We start from the raw sequence: 23,394 nt of genomic DNA on the forward strand, positions 1-23,394 counted from the left end.
GCCCGAGGAGGTAGTCGCCCCATCCGGCGCGCCTTCTTTGCCTACTTTCTTGGCAAGACAAGAAAGTAGGTCTGCCGCCCCGCAGGGGTGGTGAAACTGCAGTTGCCTTTGCCGTTGACTTACCTCAACGACACAACGACACAACGACACTTACCGCAACGACATCCCCGAAGCCAAAATCACCGAAGCATACCTAGGCAAATCCCGAGCCAACGTAGCATCCAGCTCCTGCGCCGAAGACCCCACCACAACATACCCCGCATCCTCCAGCTGTCCCCGCGTAGCCGGCACATCAAGCACAGCCGCAACATCCCGGCTAATGCGATCCACCACATCAGCAGGCGTAGCCGCAGGCGCAAGCAGCCCCTGCCAGCTTTCCACCGCGAAACCCGCAGCACCTGCCTCCGCCATGGTCGGCACCTGTGGCAGCGCCTTCGAGCGATAGGGCGTGGTCACCGCCAGCGCAGTCAGCCGGCCGGAGCGCACGTAATCGGTCACCGCCGCGAGCGTGATCAGTGTTGCGTCGATATGCCCGCCAAGCAGGTCCACCGTGGCGGGCGCGCCCCCGGCGTAGGGAATGTAGTTGACCTTGATGCCGGTCTGGCGCGATAGCATTTCATGGGCCACGTGGGCAATGCCGCCATTGCCCGGCAGGCCAAGCGTGACCTCGCCGGGCTTCTTGCGTGCCAGCGCGATGTAGTCCTGCAGGTTGCGCACGCCAAGATCCGGCCTGGCGACCAGGATCTGCGGATTCACCACCGCCTTGCTGACACCGCGAAACGCGCGGCTCGCATCGTACGGCAGCGTCTTGAACAGCGAGGCGTTCAGCGTCACGCCTTCGCCACCCAGCAGCAAGGTGTAGCCGTCTGGCTTGGCCCGCGCCACCTGCGCGGCACCCAGGGTGCCGCTGGCGCCCACCACGTTTTCCACCACCACGGGCTGGCCCCATTTCTCGCTGAGCTTGAGCGCCAGCGTACGCGCGAGCTTGTCGGCGCTGCCGCCGGGCGCCACCGGCACCACGATGCGCACGGGACGCGCGGGGAAGGCCTGCGGGGCCTGCGTGGCATAGCTGTGAAAGGGTACGCCAGCGATGGCCGCCGCCGCAGCGGCGACGGGCAGGCAGAGAAGGGAGCGGAACAGGGTGCGACGTTGCATGACGGTAATGCCTGAGGCGAATCGAGCGCAAAGCTTAGAAAGCGTGGCCCCTGCGGCCAACGAATCTTTCCGCGCATGGATATGCGGCCGCGCTGTGCTGCCACGGGAAACGGAATGCGCATAACGATTGGCTCTTTTATTCGTTCCGTGCCCGGCGGCGCTTGCGTACAGTTTGTCGGCTGCATTGCACTAACCACGACTTAGCCAACAAGAACTCGAACACACCATGACCCGCACTCTTTCGCTGCGCTCCCCGCGTCCTCTCGCCTTCGCTGCCGCCTTGCTGGCCGGCACTTTCTTTGCCGGCGCCGCGCAGGCCGACGCCACGCTCGACAAGATCCGCCAGCGCGGCAAGATCGTGGTCGGCATCATGCTGTCCGGCAGCGCTTTCGGCTCGATCGATCCCGCCACGCAAAAGCCCGTCGGCTTCAATGCGGACCTCGCGCAGGACCTGGCCAGGCAGCTCAATGTGGAGCTGGAAACGGTGCAGGTGCAGCCGTCCAATCGCGTGCAGTTCCTGCAGCAGGGCAAAGTCGACGTGCTGATCGCGGCGATGGAATACAACGCCGAGCGCGGTGAGCAGCTGGGCCACGTGCCTACGCCTTACTACCGTGTGGGCGGTGCGGTGATCGTGCCCAAGCAAAGCGATATCCGCCGCTGGGAAGACTTGAAGGGCAAGACGGTGTGCATCTCGCAGGGCAGCAGCTATACGCGCCCGGTGCAGGTGGAATACGGCGCCATCCCGAAGGGCTTCAAGGGCTCGGCGGAATCGCTGCTGGCGCTGCGCGGTGACAACTGCGCCGGCGCCGTGCACGACAACACGCTGCTGCAGCCTCTGGTGCGGGGCAACCCGGAATGGCAGAACTACCGCATCGTGCTGCCTGAACTTAATCCCGCGCCGACCGTGATCTGGACCCGCAAGGGCGAGCAGGACACCATTTCTGCGGTGGACCGCATCGTGCAGAACTGGCATCGCAGCGGCTGGCTGGTTGCCACCGAAAAGAAGGCCGGCATTCTGCCGCCGTCGCCGGCGCTGACCGAGCTGCATGACAAGTTCAAGGGCGGCCGTTCCTGATGGAAGCAGCGATTGCCTGGTGGATCGATGCGGCACACCGCATCGGCCTGAACTACGCGTTCCTCGCCGATGCCTATGACCGCGCCTCCTTCGTGCATGGCGCCTGGGTAACCATCCAGCTGGTACTTTGCACCCTTGCCGGCAGCCTGGTCGCCGGAGTGGGAATGGCGGCGGCGCTGACCTCGCGCAACGCGCTGCTGGCCGGTGCCACGCGCGCGTTTGTGGAAATCACCCGCAACACGCCAACCCTGGTACAGCTCTACTGCGCCTTCCTGGTTCTCAACATGCTGATCACCCATGCCTTGCAGGACGCGCAGCGGACCAATCCGCTTACGCCGTTCCTGTGGGTGGTGGTGGTGCTGTCGCTGCACAAGGGCGTGTTTCATGCCGAAGCCTTGCGCGCTGGCATCGAGGCGGTGCCCAAGGTCACGCTGGAGGCGGCGGCGTCGCTCGGCTTTGATCGCCGTACTTTGCTCTGGCGCGTGCAGTTGCCGCTGGCGGTGCGCTTTGCCCTGCCTGCCCTGGTCAACAATTCCGTGGAGCTGGTCAAGGCCACGGCGGTGGCGTCCGCGATTGCGGTGGGCGATATCACCTACGCCTCCATCATGATCTGGACCCAGCGCGACAACGTGCTGGAACTGATGGTGCTGTTGCTGTTGTTCTTCGGCCTGCTGACCTGGGTGGTCAGCCAGGCGGGCAACTGGCTGGAACTTCGACTAAGGATGCCCGGCTATGGCGAGCGCTGATTCCACTTTTCTCTCCGCGCCCGCAACGTCGCGCGCCGGTCGTTATGCGGGGCTGCTGTGGCTCCTGCCGCTGGTGGCGGTGGCGCTCGCGGCGACCCGCCATCCGGACCTGGCCCGCGCGCTGGCCAGCGCCTGGCAATGGTCGCCGGCGCTGGTGCGCGGCTTCCTGGTCAATATCGGCGTGAGCCTGCTGGCGATCCTGCTGGGCACAGCCGGCGGGCTGCTGGTCGGCGCCTTGCGCTTGTCGCCGGTGGCGCTGCTGTTGCGCCCGGCGCATCTATACGTGCAGGTGTTCCGCAATGCGCCCTGGCTGGTGCTGATCTACTTCTCCACCTACGTCTTCCCGTTCGAGGTGAATATCGGCAGCCATATCGTGCCGTTCCCCGACTGGTTCAAGGTGGTGGTGGGGCTGGCGCTGCCGGCCAGCGCCAATGTGGCCGAGGTGCTGCGCGGCGCGGTGCAGTCGATCCCGCTCACGCAGTGGGAGGCGGCCAGCTCAATGGCGTTCTCGCGCTGGCAGATCCTGCGGCTGATCATCGTTGCGCAATGCGTGCGCCGCATGCTGCCGCCGTGGATGAACCTGTACGCCACGCTCACCATGGGCACCGCGCTGGCCTCGCTGGTGGGCGTGCACGATCTGCTCGATACCGCGCAGATCGCCAGCAATACCGTCAACCAGACCGCCTTTACCGTGCTGATCTATTTCACCGTGCTGGCGATGTTCTTTGCCTGGTGCTACCCGATTTCGCGCTTCACCCGTTTCCTGGAACAAAAATATGCTGTTGCCTGAACATAACGGCGGACCCGTGTTGTCCGTGGTCCCCGAGGCTGCCGCGCCGCTGGTTGCGCTCAAGGACGTGCACCTTGCCTTTGGCGGCAACCCGGTGCTCAAGGGCATCGACCTGGAAGTGCGGCGCGGGCAGGCGGTGTCCATCATCGGCCCGTCCGGCTCGGGCAAGTCCACCATCCTGCGTTGCCTTACCGGCCTGCTGGAGCCGCAGCAGGGCACGGTGACGGTCGGCGGCGTTGCAGTGCGCGAGCTGCGCAGCGAGGCCGAGCGCATTGCGCTGCGCAAGCGTGTGGGCTTTGTCTTCCAGCAGTACAACCTGTTTCCGCACCTGACCGTGCTGCAGAACCTCACCATCGCGCCGTTGCGCGTGCTGGGGCGCGGCCGCGCCCAGGCGGAGGCCACGGCCATCGCGTTGCTGCGCAAGGTGCGCCTGGCCGACAAGGCCGGCGCGTATCCGGGCGAACTCTCCGGCGGCCAGCAGCAGCGCGTCGCGATTGCCCGCGCGCTGGCCATGGAGCCCGAGCTGATCCTGTTCGACGAGGTGACCTCCGCGCTGGACCCGGAGACGGTGGGCGAGGTGCTGACCGTGATCGGCGACCTGGTCGAGGAGGGGCTGACCTGCCTGCTGGTGACACATGAGATGCGCTTTGCCGAAGAAATCAGCGACGAGGTCTACTTCACCGAAGGCGGGCGCATTGTCGAGCATGGCCCGGCCAGCCGCATTTTCAGCGCGCCGCGCAGCGAGCGCACGCGCGCCTTTCTCAACCGCTCGCTCGGCGCGGCCCCGCGTGCGCAGGCCGATCCCTTCGTCTTCTCCTTCGACAAGCTGCGCTTCGCTGTCTGAGCGCGGCGCAAGCCACCATCCCAATCCAGGAACCATGAGCCATCATCGCGATACCCAACTGATCCACGCCGGCACGCCGCCCTTTGTCCAGGGCCACGGCCCGGTCAATGTGCCGGTGGTGCGCACCAGCACCGTGCGCTTCGAGAACTCGGACGCCTATGACGATATCCGGGCCCGCCATGCGCGCGGCGAGCGTGTCAGCTCCTATGGCCGGCAGGGCATGGATACGCACCGCGCGCTGGAAGACGCGATTGCCGCGCTCGAAGGCGGCAACCGCACCTTCCTGGCGCCCTCGGGGCTGGCTGCGATCTCGCTGACGTTCCTCGCGCTGCTGTCGCCGGGTGACCATGCGCTGGTGGTGGACAGCGTCTACGCGCCGGTACGCAGGCTGGAGCAAACGCTGCTGCGCCGCCTGGGCATCGAGGTCAGCTACTTCTCTCCCAGCCAGGACGATCTGGACGCGCTGATCCGCCCCAACACGCGGCTGCTCTACCTGGAGTCGCCCAGCTCTCTGCTCTACGAGGTGCTGGACCTGCCGCGCCTTGCGCAGATCGCGCACCGCCATGGCGTGGTGGTGGCCACCGACAATACGTGGGCTTCCGGCCATGTGCTGCAGCCGCTCGCGCTCGGCGTGGATGTATCGATCCTGGCATCGACCAAGTACATCAGCGGCCATTCCGACCTGATGCAGGGCGCGGTGGTGGTCAAGGACGAGGGGCTGGCGCGCCGCATTGCCGATGCCTACGATGGCTTCGGCCTGGCCATCAGCGCGGACGATGCCTACCTGGCGCTGCGCGGCATCCGCACGCTGGCCGTGCGGCTGGCCCAGCACCAGCGCAATGCCTTGGCGGTGGCACAGTTCCTGCAAGCGCATGAGGCGGTAGGGCGGGTGTTCTATCCGGCCTTGCCCTCGGACCCCGGACACGCGCTGTGGCTGCGGGATTTCTCGGGCGCCAACGGGCTGGTCTCGTTCGCGCTGCCCACCGCCGATGTGGCGGCGGCGCGCAAGCTGGTGGATTCGCTGAGCCTGTTCGGGCTGGGGGCTTCGTGGGGCGGCTATGAAAGCCTGGTGCAGGTGGCAGCGCCGGAGCGCCTGGCGGAACATTCATACTGGCGTGGCGCCGAGCCGGTGATCCGCCTGCATATCGGCCTGGAAGCACCGGAGGATCTGATCGCCGACCTGGCGCAGGGACTGGCAGCGACGGTGCAGGCATCCGTGCCGCAACGGCGCGCGGCGGCCTGAGTCTGCGCGATTTGCGGCCATTCGCGAGAGGGCGAGGCCGCTAAAAAAAGAAGCGGGACGGGAATTCGCCCGCTTCGCAAAAAAGCCAGTGTCATCGTTGCGCTGGCTTTCAGTACCCGCTTGCGTGGCGACACCGCATGGCCCGTCGGACCGCGCGGTGTCGCCTCTCGATACCGGCCGCTGGTAGTGCCACGGCCGTCAAGGCTCAGATTGCCCAGCCGCCGCCGTAGAAAACGGCCAGCGCCAGCGCGATGCCCACGGTGCCCACATTCAGCTTGCGGTATTCACCGGCCACGATGCGGCCGATCACCAGGGTGCAGAAGCCCAGCATGATGCCCGTGACGATATTGCAGGTCAGCACGATAAAGACCGCGCAGACCAGGCCGGCCATGGCGTCGACCATATCGTCCATATGCAGCTTGCTGACGCTGCTGAGCATCAGCAGGCCCACATACATCAGGGCAGGTGCCGTCGCGTACGAAGGCACCAGCCCGGCCAGCGGCGAGAAGAAGATCACTGCCAGGAAGAGCAGGCCGACTACCACCGCGGCCAGGCCGGTCTTTGCGCCGGCGGCCACGCCAACGCTCGATTCGATGTAGGCCGCAGCGGGCGCGCCACCGAAGAAGGCCGAGAAGATCGAGCTGAGCGAGTCCGTGGTCAGGGCACGGCCGCCGTTGGGGATCTGGCCCTTCGCATCGAGCTGGCCGGCCTGGCCCGCGACGGCGCGGATGGTGCCGGTGGCGTCGAACACGGCCGTCATCACCAGTGCCAGCACGCTAGGCAGCACCGTCAGCGACAGCGCGCCCTTGATGTCCATCGCACCGATCAAGGAGGCATGGCCCGGCGCGCTCAGCGCGGGTAGCGCGAACACGCCAGTGAACTTGACGGCGGGATCAAAGGCCAGGCCCAGCGCGGAGATGGCGACGATCACCAGCAAGATGCCGCCCGGCACGCGGCGCCGTTCCAGCCCGAAGATGGCGGCCAGGCCGAGGATCGACATGACGACCGGGAAGGCGGTGATCTTGCCCAGTGTGACCGGCAGGCCGGCGCCGGGGTTCTTGATTACCAGCCCCACGTCGTTGGATGCAATCAGCAGCAGGAACAAGCCAATGCCGATGCCCGTGCCGTGCGCCACGCCGGCCGGCAGGTTGCGCAGGATCCAGGAGCGCACGCCGGTCACGGAAATGGCGGTGAAGACCACGCCCATCAGGAAGATCGCGCCAAGCGCAACGGCTGGGGAGAGCCCCTGCCCAAGCACCAGCCCGAAGGCGGTGAAGGCGGTCAGCGAGATCGCGCAGCCGATGGCGATGGGCAGCTTGGCCCACACGCCCATCAACAAGGAGCCGAACGCCGCGGTCAGGCAGGTTGCGACGAACACGGCGCTGCCATCGAAGCCGGCCTTGCCGAGCATGCCCGGCACGACGAACACGGAGTAGACCATGGCCATGAAGGTGGTGGCGCCGGCCAATGCCTCGCGGCGCCCGGTGCTGCCGCGCTCGCTGATCTGGAAGTAGCGGTCGAGGAAGCCCTTGGCTTCCATGGATGCGATGGCGTCGATGGCCTTGGCCTCGATCGCGTCGGTGCCGGGGGCGGTGGCACGGCCGGGGAACGGCTGTTCAAGCATGGCGGAGTGTCTCCTTTGTGGTGCGCTGGGGCGGCGGCTACGTCGCTCATACCCAGGCTGTCTCGCTTTTTCGTTGTCGTTGCCGAGGCCGTCATGCGGGCCGCTGCGCACAAGGTCTGTGTCGCATTCGGCACTGCATGCAGCCCGGTACGCCGCTGTCGGCCGCTTGCTCGCCACTCCGTGCTGGCGCTGCCGGTCCGACATGGCGCAAGACTAAGGGAGGGGCAGCATTCGTTCATAACGGCCGGAACATGGCTGACATTGGGAATTGAATATGAGTGGCCGGTTGCGCTGGCGGCTGGCGGGGCGTTCGGAAAAGCGCGGATTGTGGCTGGACGCGGGCAGGAAGGCAACTACCAATGCGGCGATTGTGCGAATGCCGCCCAAATTGTCATGACTGCCGGGACATTGGGTAAGGGGTGGGGTGGCGGGCGCGGCAACTAGACGTACTCGTCTCTTCGCCCCTACACTGCATGGCCGCTCCGGCACATCGAGCGCCTCCACCTAGCCAAGCCATGCACGCCATGCAAGTGACCTTCCGTTGCGATCCGCTGCTGCAGGACAACCTCCCGCGCCCGCAGCCTGCCCAGCAGGCGCTGCCGGACTGGGTGCGGGCGATGCGTCCCAAGGCGTTCTCGCCCCTGCACGGCAGGGACATCCGCACCATCAAGCAATGCCCGCCGTTCATCGATGCCATGACCCATGGCTTTGTGATTCTGCTGCCATGCGACGTGCGCGTGGAGCGGGGCGTGTTCTCGTGGGATTGGGACTTGCCTGAGCCGGGCATCGACGGCCATCCGCGCGCGCCGCTGAGCTTTCACGTGCCGGAGCAACTGGGCGGCACGCCACTGCACTCGGATGCCGTCGCCCTGAAATTCAACAGTTTCTGGATCATCGAGCTGCCGCCCGGGTGGTCGCTGCTGGCGATGCATCCGGCCAACCGCTGGGATCTGCCGTTCCACACGCTGAGCGGCCTGGTCGATGCGGACCGCTTCCACGACGTGGGCATCAATTTCCCGGCGCTCTGGACCGACGCGGAGTTCGACGGCGTCCTGCCCAAAGGCACGCCTGTCGCGCAGTGCTGCCCAGTGCCGCGCGCGGAGCTTGAGCTGTCTTTCGGCACGATCGACGCCGAGGGCGCCGGGCGCTACGAGAAGCTGGCGGCGGAGGTGCTGACCACGCCCGGCGTGTACCGCAAGCGCTTTCGCGCGCCGCGCGAGCGGGGCGGTCACTCCTGAGTGCTGCCCGGGTTGCCCGGGCTGCCGAGGCTGGCCAGCAAGGCACGCAAGGCGCCGAGGTCGGCCCATAGACGGCCGTGCGGTCCCGAGCACAGCGCCTGCGCAATGCGGCCGAAGGTCTCCGGCGCAACGAGGTAGGCGTGGGCATAGGCGGCCAGGGCCGCATCCGGCTGGCCGTCTGCCTGCAGCACGATGCCAAGGTTGACCGCCGCCGGCGCAGCGTCCGGCTGGCAGGCCAGGGCGCTGCGCAAGGCGGCCTGCGCGCCGCGCAGGTCACGCCGGTCTTGCCGCACCAGCCCAAGCTGGATCCAGCCGTCGTAGTCATGCGGATGCGCGCCGACGAGGGCTTCCAGCGTGGCTTGCGCGGCGCTCAGGTCGCCGAGTTCTTGCTGCGCGATGGCCAGGTTCAGGCGCGCCTCCCGGCTGCGCGGCTCCAGCGCGACGGCACTGGCAAAGGCGCTGGCGGCCTCGGCCTTGCGCCCGAGCGCATGCAGCACTTTGCCCCGCTGGAACTGCGCGCGCGCGATATTGCCGTCCAGCGCCAGGGCGCGGTCCAGCGCCGCCAGCGCGGCTTGCAGCTCGCCGCCTCTGCGCATCGCTTCCGCCAGTTCGATCCACGCCGGCGCAAAACCCGGTGCCCGCTGGATCAGCAGGCCCAGTTCCGCCACGGCGTCCGCCGCTCGGCTCTGCAACCTGGCGACGCAGGCGAGATAGCTCGGCTCCAGGGCATTGCCGCTGAGTGCGCAGGCGCGCAGCAGGGGCGGCAGCGCCTCTGCCGGCGCGCCATCGGCCAGCGCCGCCCGGCCGGCGATCAGCAGCGAGGGCAGGTGATCCGGCCGCAGCGAGAGTCCCTGCGCGATATGGCGCCGCGCCAGCGTGGCATCGCCACGCTGCAGGGCAATCTGCGCGCTCAACTGGCACACGGCGGGATGCGCCGGATAGCGGCCGATGAGCGCGGCCGCATAGCTGGCGGCGGCATCGATGTTGCCCTGGTTCAGATTCGTGATGGCCGCCGTCAGCCCGGCCTCCAGCTCAATGGCCAACTCAACTGCCAGCGCGGCTTCGGGCGCGCTCGGGTCCGTACTCGGCTTGGTCATGGCAAGCGGCGTGGTTGCGGTGGCGCAAGCTTAACCGGTCTGGCCGGCACGCGGCGTGCTTATGCCTGCTTCATTCGCCGCTATCCAGCGCTATCCAACGCCATCCAACGCCATTCAACGTCAGTCAATGTTGGCATGCTGGCCAAACTCCTCCAGCAGGCTTGCGCGATGCTCGTCCAGCCTGGGCGAGCGCCGGAAGCGGCTCGCGCCTGCCTGGCTGCCGATCTTGATCGGGTTGCCGGCCAGGGTGATCGGGCGGTCCTCGCCGATGCTGGCTTGCAGCAGCATGCCGCGCGCTTGCACATGTGGGTCCTGCACGATGTCGGCCACGCTTTGCAGCGGGCCGTGCGGCACGCCGGCGCCTTCCAGCGTGGCCGACCAGGTGGCGCTGTCCGCATCAGCCAGGCGCGCTTCCATGCAAGTCTTGAGTTCGGCGTGGTGCTGGTTGCGCGCCACCACGGTGGCAAAGCGCGGGTCGGCAGCTAGCTCCGGCAGGCCGAGCGCGGCGCAGAGTTTCTGGAACAGGGTGTCGTTGCCCGCTGCAATCACGATGAAGCCGTCAGCGGTCTTGAACATGTCGAACGGGGTGATGGAGGGATGGCGCGTGCCCAGCGGCGCGGGCACGGCGCCGGTGGCGGAGTGGCGCGCGATGGCGTTTTCCAGCAGCGCGACCTGGCAATCGAGCATGCCGATATCGACGCGTTCGCCAAGCCCTGTGCGGCTGCGCTTGAGCAGCGCGGACTGAATGCCAATGGCGGCATACAGTCCCGCGCCAAGGTCGCCGATGGACACGCCGACCCGCACCGGGTCGCCGCCGGTCTGGCCGGTCACACTCATCAGGCCGCCCATTGCCTGCACCACCATGTCGTAGGCGGGCCGGTCGCGGTAGGGGCCGGTCTGGCCGAAGCCCGAGATCGAGGCATAGACCAGGCGAGGGTTGGCGGCGTGCAAGGCTTCCCATGTAAAGCCGAGCTTTTCCATGACGCCGGCGCGGAAGTTTTCCACCAGCACATCGGCGCCGGCGATCATCGCCGCCAGGACTTCACGGTCGCGCGGGGATTTCAGGTCGAGCGCGATGGATTCCTTATTGCGGTTGACCGAGGCGAAGTACGCCGACTCGCCATCCACGAACGGGCCTACATGCCGGGAGTCGTCACCGCCTGCGGGGTTCTCAATCTTGATCACGCGCGCGCCGAGGTCGGCCAGCATCATGGTGCAGTAGGGACCAGCCAGCACACGGGTCAGGTCCACCACGGTAAAGCCCGCGAGCGGGAGGTTTGCGGCATTGCGAATCATGGAAATCCTTTTGGGCCGGGAGGCCCGGGGTACATCGAACGAGTGCGGGAATGGCGTGCGGCTCAGTCGATCCTGGCGCCGCTGCTCAAAGTCAGGTCTGCCACGGTCTTGCCTTCGCGCTGCGCGAACTGCCGGAACTCCGCGGGCGATGCGGACGGCGAGACTTCCTCGCCGCGGCTGGCCAGCCTGGCCCGCAATTCCGGTTTGGCCAGTGCCTTGGCGGAAGCGGCGAAGAGTTTCTCGATCACGGCGGGCGGTGTTTGCGCCGGGGCAAACAGGCCGTACCAGTTGGTCACGTCGTAGCCTTTGACGCCGGCTTCGGCGATGGTCGGATAGTTCGGCAGCACGGATGAGCGCTTGGCGGAGGTGACGGCTATGCCGACCACCTTGCCGGTATCGATCATGGCCTGCACGGAAGCCGGCGTGGCAAAGGTGAACTGCGCATCGCCGGCGGCCACCGCCTGCGCGGACGGCGCGCCGCCCTTGTAGGGCACGTGGGTAAGCTGGACGTCGGTCAGCTTGGTGAACTGCACGCCGGCCAGGTGCGTGATCACGCCGTTGCCGGAGGACGAGTAATTGAGCGCGCCGGGGTGCTGGCGGGCTTTCGCCAGCAGGTTGGCCACGCTGGTGATGCCGGATTCCTTGTTGGCCGCCAGCAGCAGCGGCGAGACGGTCAGCCGCGTGATGGGCGCAAAGTCCGTGGGCTCGTAGCGGATGTTCTTGTAGAGCACCTTGTCGCCGCCCATCAGGCTGGCCGAGGCGATATACAGGGTGTAGCCATCGGCCGGCGCCTTGGCCACGGTCTCGGCGGCAATGGTGGTGCCCGCGCCAGGCTTGTTGTCGACGATAACCGGCTGCCCGAGTTCCTTGGAGAGCGCGTCGCCGTACAGCCGCGCCACGTTGTCGGCGCCGCCGCCAGCGGGAAAGCCGATCACCACGCGGATCGGCTTGATTGGGAAAGCGTCCGCCGCCAGCGCGGGGCCGGCCAGAGCGGATGCGGACGCTAGCAGGAACAGCAGGGTTGGGTGCCGCTTGATCATCGTTGTCTCCGGGTTTTGTTTTTTGCTTTCTGTGTTCTGTGTTCTGTGTTCTGTGTTCTGCTTTCCGCGGCGCGCCTACCTGCCGGTGAATACCGCGGCGCGTTTCTCGCGCCAGGCGGCTGCGCCCTCGCACAAATCCGCCGACGCCCCGGCCCGCGCGATCTCGCGTTCCAGCGCGGCCGTGTCCAGCGCGCCGCGCGCGATCTGGTTCAGTGCCTGCTTCATGCCCAGCAGGGCAATGGGCGCCATACCGGCGAGCGTGGCGCTGAGCGCGTCGACGCGATGCGCCAGGGTGTCGGCCGCGACGATCTCGGTCAGGAAGCCCACCTTGAGCATTTCATTCGCATCGAGCCGGTCAGCCGTCAGGAAGAGGCGCTTGGCGGTGTCCACGCCCAGCCGGCTGACATAGCGCTCCAGCCCGCCCCGGTAGAAATGCAGGCCGAGCCTGGCCGCTGGCATGAACATGTCGCAGTGGGGCACGCCCACGCGGAAGTCGCAGGCCAGGCACAGATCCGTGGCGCCGCCATAGACGCCGCCGTTGACCGCCGCGATGGTGACCGGGCGAGCGGCTTCGATCAGGTCGATCATCTCGCCGAAGGCCGGCGCCCCCGCCTCGTCGGCATTGGCCAGCGCGCCGATGTCGTAGCCGCTGCAGAAATACTTGCCGGTACCGGTGAAGCGCAGAACCAAAACACTCTCCATCGCATTGATGGAGTTGATATGCTCGCGAAGTACCAGCAAATCACGCGGACTAAGCCGATTCGCCACTTCGGGACGTTCAAAGGTGATGGTTGCAACGCTTCCGTCGATGCTGAGCCGGGGTTCGCCGTGTATTTGCATATAAGATTGATGTTTAGATATATTGAGGTCTATTCTAGATATGCCAAAGGAAGCATCAAATCGAGGTTTACCCGTGCAGTCACTCCAGGACCGGATCCGGGAGGCGATTGAGGAAGAGATTCACGCCGGCAAGCTCAAGCCCGGATCGCAGCTGGACGAGCGCGCGCTGGCCGAGCAATTCGACAGTTCGCGCACGCCGGTGCGGGAGGCATTGCTGATGCTGGCGGCGCAAGGCCTGGTGACGATCGTGCCGCGCGCGGGGATCTTCGTGCACAAGCCAACCGTGGCCGAACTGGTGGCAATGTTCGAGACGCTGGCTGAGATGGAGGGCGTGGTGGCCCGGCTGGCAACGCAGCGCATCAGCGAGGCGGGCAGGGCGGCGCTGTCGTCGGCGTTCGAGCATGGCCGGGCTTTTGTGGAGGCGGCCGATACGCCGGGCTATGTGGATGCCAACCGTGATTTCCACGAAGTGCTCTATCAGGCTACGGCCAACCCTTATCTGGCCGAGCAGATTCGCATGCTGCGGCGGCGGCTGGCGATCTACTGGCGCCATCGCGAACTCATCAACCCCGCTCGCGTGCCGAGTTCCTTCCAGGAGCATGGCGTGATCGTGGCGGCGGTACTGGCGGGCGATGCGGACGCAGCGGCTGACGCGATGCGCGCGCATCTTTCGGCGGGTGGCAAGGCCGTCGCCGATCTGGTGTTGCTGGCGCAGGACGCTTATGACGAGCCGGCCGCCACCGCGGGAGGGCGCTGAGCCAACCGCGCCGCGCCGAACGCGCTGGCGCGGCAACTGGTAGCATCGCAGACGGCTTGTCTGGCACCTGCGGGCGCCCGGCAACATCTGGTCAAGGAGGCGGCGGCGCTGCCTCCGCTTCTCAACGCTGTTTTCCCGAGTCTCCCGCTTCGTGTCCGCCGAACCCTATTTCTACGAGCCCGCCAACGGGCATGGCCTGCCGCATGATCCCTTCAACGCCATCGTCGGGCCGCGCCCGATCGGCTGGATTTCGTCGCGCGGTGGCGATGGGATCATCAACCTCGCGCCCTATAGCTTCTTCAACGCCTTCAACTACACGCCGCCCATCGTGGGTTTTTCCAGCATTGGCTACAAGGACAGCGTGCGCAATATCGAGCAGACCCGCGAGTTCTGCTGGAACCTGGCCACGCGGCCGCTGGCCGACGCCATGAACGCGAGCTGCGCGGCCGTGCCGCCGGAGGTCGACGAGTTCGAGCTGGCAGGGCTCACGCCGGTAGCGTCGCGCCTGGTCGCGGTGCCGCGGGTGGCGCAAAGCCCGGTCTCGTTCGAATGCAAGCTCACCCAGCTGATCCAGCTCGAAGGTTTCGACGGCAATAAGGTGCCGACCTGGCTGGTGTTGGGCGAGGTGGTTGGCGTGCACGTGGACAAGGCGCTGTTGAAGGACGGCATCTATGACACTGCCGCAGCCCGGCCGATCCTGCGCGGCGGCGGCCCGGCCGACTACTTCGAGATCGGGCCCGAGGCGCTGTTCCGCATGCGGCGCCCGCGCTGAGCACTTCCTCGGCGCTGATGGCGGATTCCAGGCCGGCTGATCGCCGGCTTTTTCACGCCTGCAGATTCGCCTTGACAGACAGACCTGTCTACCAAAATAATGTAGACAGGTCTGTATCATTTTGGGTTCGCCGAATAGGCTACAGGCCGCCTTTTTCAATTCACTGCTGTCGCAGCCAGGAGAAGTCGATGTCGTCCAACCCCGAAATCCGTCCGCCCGTGCCCCCGTTCACCCGTGAAACCGCCATCCAGAAAGTTCGCGGCGCCGAAGACGGCTGGAACAGCCGCGACCCTGAGCGTGTGGCCCTCGCCTACACCGTCGACAGCGCGTGGCGCAACCGCGCGGAGTTCGTAAACGGGCGCGAGGCCATCGTCGGCTTCCTGGCGCGAAAGTGGCAGAAGGAACTGGACTACCGCCTGATCAAGGAACTGTGGGCTTTCGACGGCAACCGCATCGCGGTACGGTTTGCGTACGAGTGGCATGACGATTCGGGCAACTGGTATCGCTCCTACGGCAACGAGAACTGGGAGTTCAACGAAGCTGGCCTGATGCAGCGGCGTTTTGCGTGCATCAACGATGCGCCGATCAAGGCGTCCGAGCGCAAATTCTTCTGGCCCCTGGGGCGCCGGCCGGACGACCACGCCAGCCTGAGCGATCTCGGCCTTTAAAGGCCATTTCAAAAAGACAAAAAGACTCTGGCGTCGTTGCGCGGCCTTGGCCGATCCACTTGTACTGTCTGCGGCCGCGCGCCTGGCCAGAACCGTTTCGCTTCAAGTTGAAACGGCCTCTTAGTCCGCACGGCCCGATCGGGGATAATCGCCCCACTTTCGCGCCACTTTTCGCAGCAAGGAACACTTCAGCCATGGCCACGCCTTCCGCCCGCGAGCGCATCCTGGATGCCGCCGCCCGCCTGTTCTACCAGGACGGGCTGCGCGCGACCGGCATCGACAAGATCATTGCCGAGTCCGGCGTGGCCAAGATGTCCCTGTACCGGCATTTCGCCTCAAAGAACGAGTTGATCGCGGCCTTCCTCGACCGGCGCCACGAGAGCTGGATGCGCTGGTTCGAGCAGGACGTGGAAGCGCGCTTTGCCGCCAGCCCCGGCCTGGAGGTCATCGCGCACGCGCTGGCCGACTGGTTTTCCGACGAGGATTTTCGCGGTTGCGCGTTTATCAATGCGGTGGCGGAGGCGGGCGCCTCCGGCGAGGGCACTCAGGTGGCGCAATCCGTGGCGCACAAGGCGGAACTGGCGGCCTTTATCGGTTCGCTGGCCAGGCGCCTTGGCCTGCCGGAGCCCGATGCCATTGCCGAAGAGGCGATGCTCTGCGTGGAGGGCATGATCGTGCGGTACCAGATGACGGCCGATCCGGGCGTGGTCGACGCAGGACGGCGGTTGCTGCGCCGGTTGCAGCAAGTGCGTTGAAGGCGGGGCGTAAAGCCCATTTCGGGGCGGCAGTTACAGCGGCGCGGGCTGTGTCTGGGGTGCCTGCGCTGGCTGCGTTGACTGCGCTGGCGCGGCGGGCTTCTTGTCGTTCGTGCCGCTGTAGGCGAAATACTTGGCCTTGGCGCCCTTGGCCCAATACGCCAGGGTGAACTGCTTGCTGTCGCGCGCGTAGAGCATCTCGAGGCTGCCGTTGGCTGCTTCCCACTCGGCGTAGCCGTTCTCGGCACTGGGCTCGGTCTTGCGTTTGGACTCGTAGCGGGCGTCGAGCTTCTTGCTGACGTCATCCAGCGCGGACCGATCGAACGTCAGTGTGACGAGCGCCACCGTGTCGCCCGCGTCGCAGTTCACGATCGCGCGGGTCAGGCCCGGCAGATTGAAACGGTCAAGGTGCTTGAGCTCCACCGTGTCCCCGCCGGCCCACGGCGTGGTGCCTGTCTTGACGCGATTCGGGCCGGGCGTCATCCGCGCGCACTTGGTCTTGCCAAGTTCAAGGCCGAGGGGGGCCGCATCCTTGCCGGGCGGTTGTGCGTGGGCGGCGATCGACGCGAACAGGAGGGCGGCGAGGAGGGGGCGCTTCTTCATCATGGTTTTGGCGAGATTCGAGATCTCGAAACGAACATGAGCGCGATTTTAAGGCCTGCCGCCGCGAGGATAGGTACTTCCGTAGTTTGGCCCAGTGTGTTGAGCAAGCTTTGACGCCGCCGCCGTTTGTGTTTCGCATGGCGCATAGCGCGTTCCGGGCGCGCGATTCGCGGCCGGAACGCGTAGTGTGCAGCGGCGTTGACGCGTCATGCGCCGTAGTAGAAGGCGCTGCGCACGGCGTCGATCTGCGGTTGCAGGCTGGCCTGAGCCTGCGGTGGCATGCTTGCCGCGTCCCCCTTGGCTGCCGCGGCAGCTTGCGCGGCTACCTTGGCTTCGGCCGCTTGGATGTCCTGGGGATAGGTCGCGTCGTCGCCGTGGCCCGGCTGGTAGCCGGCTTGCTCCAGCCGGATCAGGTCGGCGCGGACTTCGGCACGGGTGAGTGGCACCTGCTCGCCTTGGGCGAAGGACAGAGCCGGCGCTGCCAGGGCGCAGGACAGCAAGACTGTGCGAACGATTGCTTTCATGGTGCGTTACCTCTTTCAGTTGGAAGGGCCCGGTGTGGCTGGGGCCGCTGCGCTTTCATCGAGATGATGAAAGGCTGTGACCAGTATTGGTTTGGCACGGTGACCTCGGCCTTACCATCTCATTACAATCCCGTCATGCACCGCTGATGCTGCCAATGCCGCTATGCCGCTATGCCGCTATGGCGCCACGGCAGTCCGTTGCCAGCCGCCGCCCAGTGCCTTGACCAGCATCACACTCGCGATCAACTGGCGTCGGTGCACCAGCTCGGCAGCCCGTTCGCTGGCAAGCGCGGTGCTCTCCAGCACGCTGACATCCAGGTAGGCCACCGCGCCCTTGCGGTAGCGGTCCAACCCCAGCGCCAGAGCGCGCTCGGACGCTTCGGTGGCGGCTTGCTGGCTGGTGGCCTCTTCCTGCAGCGCATGCAGCGCGGCAAAGTTGTCTTCTACCTCCTGGAAGCCGCGCAGCACGCTTGCGCGATAGTCGGCGGCACTGGCGTCGAACTGGGCGCGCGCGCTGTCGGCCACCGCCTGGCGGCGGCCACCGTCGAACAGCGTGGCGGCCAGTGCGGGGCCGATCGCCCAGAAGCGGCTCGGCGCGGTCAGCCAGCTGGCCAGGCTGGTGCTCTCCAGCCCGCCACCGACGGCGAGCAGCAGGCTCGGGAAAAACGCGGCGCGGGCTACGCCGATCTGCGCATTGGCGGCTGCCACGCGGCGTTCGGCGGCGGCAATGTCGGGGCGGCGCTCCAGGAGCTGCGAGGGCAAGGCGGCCGGCAGGGTGGGCAGCACGGCAGTATCGGCCAGTGGCGGCAGCGAGAAGCGCGCTACGGGCTCGCCCAGGAGCGTGGCGATGGCATGCTCCAGCTGCGTGCGGTTCAGGCGCAGGTCGGCTAGCTGCGCCTTGGTGCTTTCGAGCTGCGCCTTGGCTTGCGCCACATCGCCTTCGGTGGCGATGCCGCCACGGTAGCGGTTGTCGGCCAGTTGCAGGACCGTGCCGTAGGCGTCGACGGTGCGCCTGAGCAGGTCGATCTCCCGGTCGGCCGAACGCAGGCCGAAGTAGTCGGCGGCCAGTTCGGCCTGCAGGCCGAGGCGCACCGCCGCCACGTCGTCCGCACTGGCCTGGGCGCGCGCCTCGGCTGCATCCACGCCATTGCCGATGCGTCCCCACAGGTCGGGTTCCCAGGAGGCGGTGAGCCCTAGCAGGTGGTCGGGCTCGGTCTTGCCGGCCAGCGAGCGGCCAACCACATTGGCCGAGGTATGGCTGCTGCTGGTGCTCAGCCCGGCGTTGATGGTGGGAAAGTAAGCCGCATGCGCGGCCCGGGCCTGGGCACGGGCGTCTTCCAGCAGGGCCACGGCCTTGCGCAGCGTCTGGCTGGAAACGTCGATGCGGGTTTCTAGCGCGTTGAGCGGCGCGTCGGCATACACGTGCCACCAGTCCGGCGCGATGCCCGCCGGGCCGCCCGGATGCGCCGCGCTGGCGCCGGCTTCCTTGTACGCGGCGGGCGTGTCGACAGTGGGTGGCTGGTAGGCCGGCGCGGTGGCGCAGCCTGTGAGCAGCGCTGCCAGCGCCAACGAGGCGAGCGACGCCGCCAGGCGGCGTGGCCGGGCTGCAGGCACGCGGGTTTGATGAGAACGCTTGGGAGTTTGCATGGCAGGCCTACTTAGCCTGGCTGGCCGTGGTTGCCGGCTGGATGGCCGGCGTGGCCGGCGTATTGGGCGCATCCGCCGCCACCCGGACCCGATCGCCCGCCAGCAGGCCGTCTCCGGGGTTGACCACCACCTGTTCGCCGCCCTGCAAGCCCTCCGTGATCTCCACATGCGAGCCAAAGTCTCGGCCCAGCGTCACCAGCCGGATCGCCAGCATGCCGTTCGCGCCCACCACGGCCACGCAGGTGCCTTGCGGGCGGAACATCAACGTGTTGGCCGGCAGGGTCAGGCCGGCCCTTGCTTGCGGCGCGCTCAGGTGGACCTCGGCATAGGCGCCGGGCAGGATCCGTCCACCCGCGTTGTCCACGTCCAGCTCCACGCGCAGGCTGCGCGTGACGTTGTCGATGGCGCCGGCATTGCGCGCCACGGCAGCGGCAAAGCGCTGGCCGGGGAACTGCGGCAGTGTGAGCCACGCCTGCATCTGCGGGCCGACCATGCCGCTTGCATCCTGCGGCACCTGCACATACACACGCAGCCGCGTGCCGGCGGAGAGATGGAACAACTCCCGGCCGGGTCCGCCGGCGCTGCCGGCATCGATCAGCGCGCCGGTGTCCACGTTGCGCGCGGTCACCACGCCGTCAAAGGGCGCGCGGATCTGCGTGTACGAGGCGAGTTGCGCCAGCCGTGCCGTGTTGGAGCGGGCGGAGGCCAGCGTGGCGGCCTTGGCCTGCATGTCGGCCATCTTCTGGTCGGTGTCCTGCTGCGGCACCGAGCGGGATTTGAGCAGGTCTTGCCAGCGCTCGGCGGTGCTTTTGGCCAGCGCGTAGTTGGCCGCGGCGATGGCTTCGTCGGCGTGCGCTTGTCGCAGCTGGTCGCTGACCTCGGGCGCGTCGATCTCTGCCAGCAACTGGCCTTGCTTGACCGGGGTGCCGATGTCGGCGTACCAACGGCGCAGGTAGCCGTTGACGCGCGCATAGACCGGTGCGTCCTGGAAGGCGCGCACGTCGCCCGGCAATGTCAGTTCCTGCAGCGCTGGCGCGCTGGCAGGCCGCACCGTCGAGACGGTGGTGGCCAGGGCTTCGGCGGTGCGCGCGGCCAGCGTGGCATGGGCATGCAGCCTGGGGAGGATGCCGGTGGCCAGCGCGCCGCCAAGCACTGCCAATACCAGCAAGCCCAGCAAGCTGGCTCGCAGGCGGCGCGTGCGCGCGGGTGCCATGCCTGGGGCGGCGGCGACGTCGCTGGATGGGGACATGGGGGGAGCAGGGAGAGTCATGCCGGGCCTTTCTGGTCGAGACCGAGAGCGGGATGCAAATCAGGGACAGGGATAGGGGCCGGCGCACGAGCGGCAAGCCACCGGTGCAGCAGCGCGAACAGGGTGGGCACCAGCACCAGCGTGGCGACGGTGCCGCAGGCTAGCCCGCCGATCACGGCGCGGCCGAGCGGGGCGTTCTGCGCGCCGGCATCGCCCGCGCCAAGCGCCATCGGGATCATGCCGATCAGCATGGCCAGCGCGGTCATCACCACCGGACGGAAGCGCCCGATGCCGGCCTGCAGCGCCGCCTCGAGGGGCGCCACGCCCGCCGCGCGCAGTTCGCGCGCCAGGCTGACCACCAGGATGCTGTTGGCGGTGGCGATGCCGATGCACATGATGGCGCCGGTCAGTGCTGGCACGCTGATGGTGGTGCGCGTGACAAACAGCATCCACGCCATGCCCGCCAGCGCGCCTGGCAGGCCGCCGATGATGGCCAGCGGGTCAAGCCAGGACTGGAAGTTCACCACCATCAGCAGATACACCAGCACCACCGCAATCGCCAGGCCGCCAAGCAGCCCGGCGAAAGAGGCGTGCATGGTCTGCACCTGCCCACGCACCACCAGCTCGGAGCCGGGCGGCAGCGTCTTGCGCGCGGCATCGACGATGCGGCCGATGTCGCCCGCCACCGCGCCAAGATCGCGCCCGCGCACCGAGCCGAAGATGTCGATCACCGGCTGCACGTTGTAGTGCGACACCACGCCTTGCTGGCTGGACCGCACCACGTTGCCGAGCGACCCGAGCAGGTCGCCGCCGCTGGCGGAGCCTGGCGAGGCGGCGCCAAGTCCCATCGGAATGTTGGACAGCGACTGCAGCGAGCCCATGGCGGACTGCGGCACCGACACCATCAGCGGATAGCTCACGCCGTTGCGCGGATTGAGCCAGAAGTTGGGTGAGGTCTGGCCGCTGCCGGAGAGTGAGATCAGCAGGTTCTGCGCCACCTCGCGTTGCGACAGCCCGGCCTGCAGCGCGCGGGTGCGGTCCACATTCACCGTCAGCGCGGGCTGGTCGTCCGGTTGCTGGATATGCACATCGGCCAGCCCCGGCACCGCGCGCAACTGGCCAACCAGTTTCTGCGCCACCGCGCGATTGGCTGCCAGCTGATTGCCCACCACCTGGATATCGATTGGCGCCGGCAGCCCGAAATTCAGGATCTGGCTGACGATGTCGGCCGGCAGGAAGGAGAAGCTCACGCCCGGGAATGCCTTGGGCAGCAGGGCGCCCAGCTGGTCGACATAGGCCGCCGTGGCGCCATGGCCCGGCTTCAGCGACACCAGGATCTCGGCGTCGGCGGTGCCGATCGGCAGCGCGGAGTCATAGGTCAGGTTGATGCCGCTGACAGGCAGGCCGATGTTATCGATGATGCCGGCCACCTGGTCCGGGCCGATGGCCGCGCGGATACGGTTCTCCACCGCATCGGCGATGCGCGCCGTTTCCTCGATGCGGGTCCCCGTGCGCGCGCGCATGTGCAGGCGGATCTCGCCACTGTCCACGCTGGGGAAGAAGTCCTGCCCCAGGAAGGGCACCAGCGCCATCGAGGAGGCACAGCAGGCCAGGAAGGCGGCGGCCAGCCGCCTGGGGTGGCGCAGTGCTGCAGCGAGGGTCGCGGCGTAGCGCGTGCGCACGCCTTCGAACCCGTGTTCAAAGCGCGCCTGCAGCCGCGCGCAGGCGCGACGCAGGCGGCCGGTTCTGCGCGTCTGCGCCGCGTCGTTGTGCCCGTCGTCGCGTTCGCCACGCAGCAGGTAGTGCGCCAGCGTGGGAATCAGCGTGCGCGAGAAGAAGTAGGACGCCGCCATGGCGAACACCACGGCCTCGGCCATCGGCACGAACAGGTAGCGCGCCACGCCGGTGAGCAGGAACATCGGCAGGAACACGATGCAGATCGACAGCGTGGATACCAGCGTGGGCACGGCGATCTGCGCCGAGCCTTCCAGGATCGCATGCTCCAGCGGCTTGCCCAGCTCGCGGTGGTGGGTGATGTTCTCGATGGCCACGGTGGCGTCGTCCACCAGCACGCCCACCGCCAGCGCCAGCCCGCCCAGCGTCATGATATTGAGCGTCTCGCCGAGCGCGCTGAGCGCCATCAGCGCGGCCAGCACCGAGAGCGGGATCGAGATCGCGATGATCAGCGTGGCGCGCCAGCTGCCCAGGAACAGCAAGATCATCGCTGCGGTCAGGCAGGCGGCGATCAGCGCTTCGTGCAACACGCCGTGGATGGCGGAGGTAACAAAGACCGACTGGTCCGACACCGGCTGCACCCGCAGCGAAGACGGCAGCCCGGCCATGATGCGCGGCAGCATGGCCTTGACCTGGGCGATGATGGACAGCGTGGAGGTGTTGCCGCTCTTCTCGATCTCCAGCAGCGCGGCGCGCTTGCCGTCGCGGCGCACCACGTTGGTCTGCGGCGCGTAGCCGTCGCGCACCTGGGCCACGTCGCGCACATAGACCGTGCCGCCGGGGCCGCTCTTGACCGGCAGGTTGTTGAGGCCGGCCACAGTGGCGGTGCTGCCGTTCAGGTCGACCCGGTATTCGAGCGCGCCGATCTTGGCGGTGCCACCGGGCAGCACCAGGTTTTGCGCATTGATGGCGTTGACCACGTCCAGTGGCGCCAGGCCGCGTGCCTGCAGCGCGCGCGTATCGAGATCCACCATCACCTGGCGCACCTTGCCGCCGTAAGGCAGCGGCACCGACGCGCCCTGCACGGTAGCTAGCTGCGTGCGGATGAAATTATTGCCCAGGTCGTAAAGCTGCTGCTCCGGCAGTTGGTCGCTGGCCAGCGCCAGCCGCAGGATCGGCACGGTGGAGGCACTGTAGCTCAGGATCAGCGGCGGCGTGGTGCCCGGCGGCATGTTGCGCAGCATCGATTGCGCACCCGACGAGGTCTCGGCAATCGCGCGGTTGATGTCGGCGCCGGGATGGAAGAAGATCTTGATCACCGCCACGCCGGCGAGCGATTGCGACTCGATATGCTCGATATCGTCCACGCTGTTGGTCAGCGAGCGCTCGTAGCCGGTGACGATGCGCCGCGCCATATCCTCGGCGGACAGGCCGTTGTAGGTCCACACCACGCTGACCACCGGGATGTCGATGGCCGGAAAAATGTCGGTAGGCGTGCGCAGCAGCACCAGCGGGGCAGCAAGCAGCAAGCACAACGCCAGCACCACAAAGGTGTAGGGGCGGCTCAGCGCGAGCCTGACAATCCACATGGTGTGCACTCCGGGATGAGGGGTGGGGGCCGCGACGACCGCTTTGTTGCGGCGTCAGCGGTGTGCGATGGCCGCATTCTAGGAAGCCAGGGGAGCCGGTAATGCTGTCGAATCGATTACAGATTTGTCATTCAGGAGCGCCACGCCAACGGCTATCATCCGAGCATG

The 23,394-nt window shown here is 67.2% G+C and carries 21 protein-coding genes; 10 read left to right on the forward strand and 11 right to left on the reverse strand.

All coding sequences use genetic code 11. The features are described 5' to 3' along the window. Positions 1-150 precede the first annotated feature (150 nt). A complete protein-coding gene (locus AC1RQC_RS12980; RefSeq protein WP_174425039.1) occupies positions 151-1,155 on the reverse strand; it encodes a tripartite tricarboxylate transporter substrate binding protein in 1,005 nt (334 codons plus the stop codon). A 226-nt stretch (positions 1,156-1,381) separates the two neighbouring features. Between AC1RQC_RS12980 and AC1RQC_RS12985 the strand changes: the two genes are divergently transcribed. The 5 genes from AC1RQC_RS12985 to metC are packed head-to-tail and all read left to right on the forward strand — an operon-like array spanning position 1,382 to position 5,853. Continuing rightward, positions 1,382-2,230: a transporter substrate-binding domain-containing protein gene (locus tag AC1RQC_RS12985; RefSeq protein WP_492373176.1), complete on the forward strand. Its 849-nt coding sequence runs from the start codon at positions 1,382-1,384 to the stop codon at positions 2,228-2,230. Next, on the forward strand, positions 2,230-2,976 hold the full coding sequence (locus tag AC1RQC_RS12990; protein ID WP_492373175.1) for an amino acid ABC transporter permease: 747 nt from the start codon (positions 2,230-2,232) through the stop codon (positions 2,974-2,976). Before AC1RQC_RS12985 ends, AC1RQC_RS12990 begins: the two co-directional genes overlap by 1 nt. Continuing rightward, positions 2,963-3,766 (forward strand): amino acid ABC transporter permease, encoded by an 804-nt coding sequence (locus AC1RQC_RS12995; protein ID WP_492883596.1) that lies wholly within the window; start codon positions 2,963-2,965, stop codon positions 3,764-3,766. Before AC1RQC_RS12990 ends, AC1RQC_RS12995 begins: the two co-directional genes overlap by 14 nt. Then, positions 3,753-4,610 carry an amino acid ABC transporter ATP-binding protein gene (locus AC1RQC_RS13000; protein WP_416052955.1) on the forward strand — a complete coding sequence of 286 codons (858 nt, stop codon included), beginning with the start codon at positions 3,753-3,755 and terminating at the stop codon, positions 4,608-4,610. Before AC1RQC_RS12995 ends, AC1RQC_RS13000 begins: the two co-directional genes overlap by 14 nt. Positions 4,611-4,644: 34 nt before the next feature. Further along, positions 4,645-5,853, forward strand: a complete 1,209-nt coding sequence (gene metC, locus AC1RQC_RS13005) for a cystathionine beta-lyase (RefSeq protein WP_492373173.1) — start codon at positions 4,645-4,647, stop codon at positions 5,851-5,853. A gap of 205 nt (positions 5,854-6,058) precedes the next feature. Here metC and AC1RQC_RS13010 read toward each other — a convergent pair whose 3' ends face one another. Then, a complete protein-coding gene (locus AC1RQC_RS13010; protein ID WP_492810742.1) occupies positions 6,059-7,477 on the reverse strand; it encodes an NCS2 family permease in 1,419 nt (472 codons plus the stop codon). Positions 7,478-8,001: 524 nt separating this feature from the next. Between AC1RQC_RS13010 and AC1RQC_RS13015 the strand changes: the two genes are divergently transcribed. After that, a complete protein-coding gene (locus tag AC1RQC_RS13015; RefSeq protein WP_492883598.1) occupies positions 8,002-8,715 on the forward strand; it encodes a hypothetical protein in 714 nt (237 codons plus the stop codon). On the opposite strand, the gene AC1RQC_RS13020 is transcribed toward AC1RQC_RS13015, so the two are convergent. The 4 genes from AC1RQC_RS13020 to AC1RQC_RS13035 all read right to left on the reverse strand — a co-directional run bounded on the left by AC1RQC_RS13020 (position 8,706) and on the right by AC1RQC_RS13035 (position 12,988). Then, positions 8,706-9,812, reverse strand: a complete 1,107-nt coding sequence (locus tag AC1RQC_RS13020) for a tetratricopeptide repeat protein (RefSeq protein ID WP_492883600.1) — start codon at positions 9,810-9,812, stop codon at positions 8,706-8,708. The genes AC1RQC_RS13015 and AC1RQC_RS13020 overlap by 10 nt on opposite strands. A gap of 120 nt (positions 9,813-9,932) precedes the next feature. Continuing rightward, complete coding sequence (locus AC1RQC_RS13025; protein WP_492373171.1) at positions 9,933-11,108, reverse strand: CaiB/BaiF CoA transferase family protein; 1,176 nt, start codon at positions 11,106-11,108, stop codon at positions 9,933-9,935. A 62-nt stretch (positions 11,109-11,170) separates the two neighbouring features. Continuing rightward, positions 11,171-12,148 (reverse strand): Bug family tripartite tricarboxylate transporter substrate binding protein, encoded by a 978-nt coding sequence (locus AC1RQC_RS13030; protein WP_492883602.1) that lies wholly within the window; start codon positions 12,146-12,148, stop codon positions 11,171-11,173. A gap of 75 nt (positions 12,149-12,223) precedes the next feature. Next, complete coding sequence (locus AC1RQC_RS13035) at positions 12,224-12,988, reverse strand: enoyl-CoA hydratase/isomerase family protein (RefSeq protein WP_492883604.1); 765 nt, start codon at positions 12,986-12,988, stop codon at positions 12,224-12,226. Between the two features lie 73 nt (positions 12,989-13,061). On the opposite strand from AC1RQC_RS13035, the gene AC1RQC_RS13040 reads away from it, so the two are divergent. The 4 genes from AC1RQC_RS13040 (at position 13,062) to AC1RQC_RS13055 (ending at position 15,940) form a co-directional block, all read left to right on the forward strand. Next, positions 13,062-13,745 carry a GntR family transcriptional regulator gene (locus AC1RQC_RS13040; protein ID WP_492810731.1) on the forward strand — a complete coding sequence of 228 codons (684 nt, stop codon included), beginning with the start codon at positions 13,062-13,064 and terminating at the stop codon, positions 13,743-13,745. A gap of 151 nt (positions 13,746-13,896) precedes the next feature. Continuing rightward, positions 13,897-14,517, forward strand: a complete 621-nt coding sequence (locus AC1RQC_RS13045) for a flavin reductase family protein (RefSeq protein ID WP_492373167.1) — start codon at positions 13,897-13,899, stop codon at positions 14,515-14,517. A 188-nt stretch (positions 14,518-14,705) separates the two neighbouring features. Next, complete coding sequence (locus tag AC1RQC_RS13050; protein ID WP_174425015.1) at positions 14,706-15,185, forward strand: nuclear transport factor 2 family protein; 480 nt, start codon at positions 14,706-14,708, stop codon at positions 15,183-15,185. 194 nt (positions 15,186-15,379) lie between these two features. Next, positions 15,380-15,940: a TetR/AcrR family transcriptional regulator gene (locus tag AC1RQC_RS13055; RefSeq protein WP_492373166.1), complete on the forward strand. Its 561-nt coding sequence runs from the start codon at positions 15,380-15,382 to the stop codon at positions 15,938-15,940. Positions 15,941-15,973: 33 nt separating this feature from the next. On the opposite strand, the gene AC1RQC_RS13060 is transcribed toward AC1RQC_RS13055, so the two are convergent. From AC1RQC_RS13060 to AC1RQC_RS13080, 5 genes are all read right to left on the reverse strand, one after another. Then, positions 15,974-16,543: a hypothetical protein gene (locus AC1RQC_RS13060; RefSeq protein ID WP_492810768.1), complete on the reverse strand. Its 570-nt coding sequence runs from the start codon at positions 16,541-16,543 to the stop codon at positions 15,974-15,976. 206 nt (positions 16,544-16,749) lie between these two features. After that, the gene (locus AC1RQC_RS13065; RefSeq protein WP_492373165.1) at positions 16,750-17,067 is read right to left on the reverse strand and encodes a DUF4148 domain-containing protein; all 318 of its coding nucleotides are present in this window, start codon (positions 17,065-17,067) and stop codon (positions 16,750-16,752) included. A gap of 177 nt (positions 17,068-17,244) precedes the next feature. Beyond that, positions 17,245-18,714: an efflux transporter outer membrane subunit gene (locus AC1RQC_RS13070; RefSeq protein ID WP_492883606.1), complete on the reverse strand. Its 1,470-nt coding sequence runs from the start codon at positions 18,712-18,714 to the stop codon at positions 17,245-17,247. A 7-nt stretch (positions 18,715-18,721) separates the two neighbouring features. Then, positions 18,722-19,984, reverse strand: a complete 1,263-nt coding sequence (locus tag AC1RQC_RS13075) for an efflux RND transporter periplasmic adaptor subunit (RefSeq protein WP_492883608.1) — start codon at positions 19,982-19,984, stop codon at positions 18,722-18,724. Then, positions 19,981-23,226: an efflux RND transporter permease subunit gene (locus tag AC1RQC_RS13080; RefSeq protein WP_492883610.1), complete on the reverse strand. Its 3,246-nt coding sequence runs from the start codon at positions 23,224-23,226 to the stop codon at positions 19,981-19,983. Before AC1RQC_RS13080 ends, AC1RQC_RS13075 begins: the two co-directional genes overlap by 4 nt. Positions 23,227-23,394: the final 168 nt, after the last annotated feature.

It is taken from the genome of Cupriavidus sp. GW822-FHT03E04, assembly GCF_058801495.1.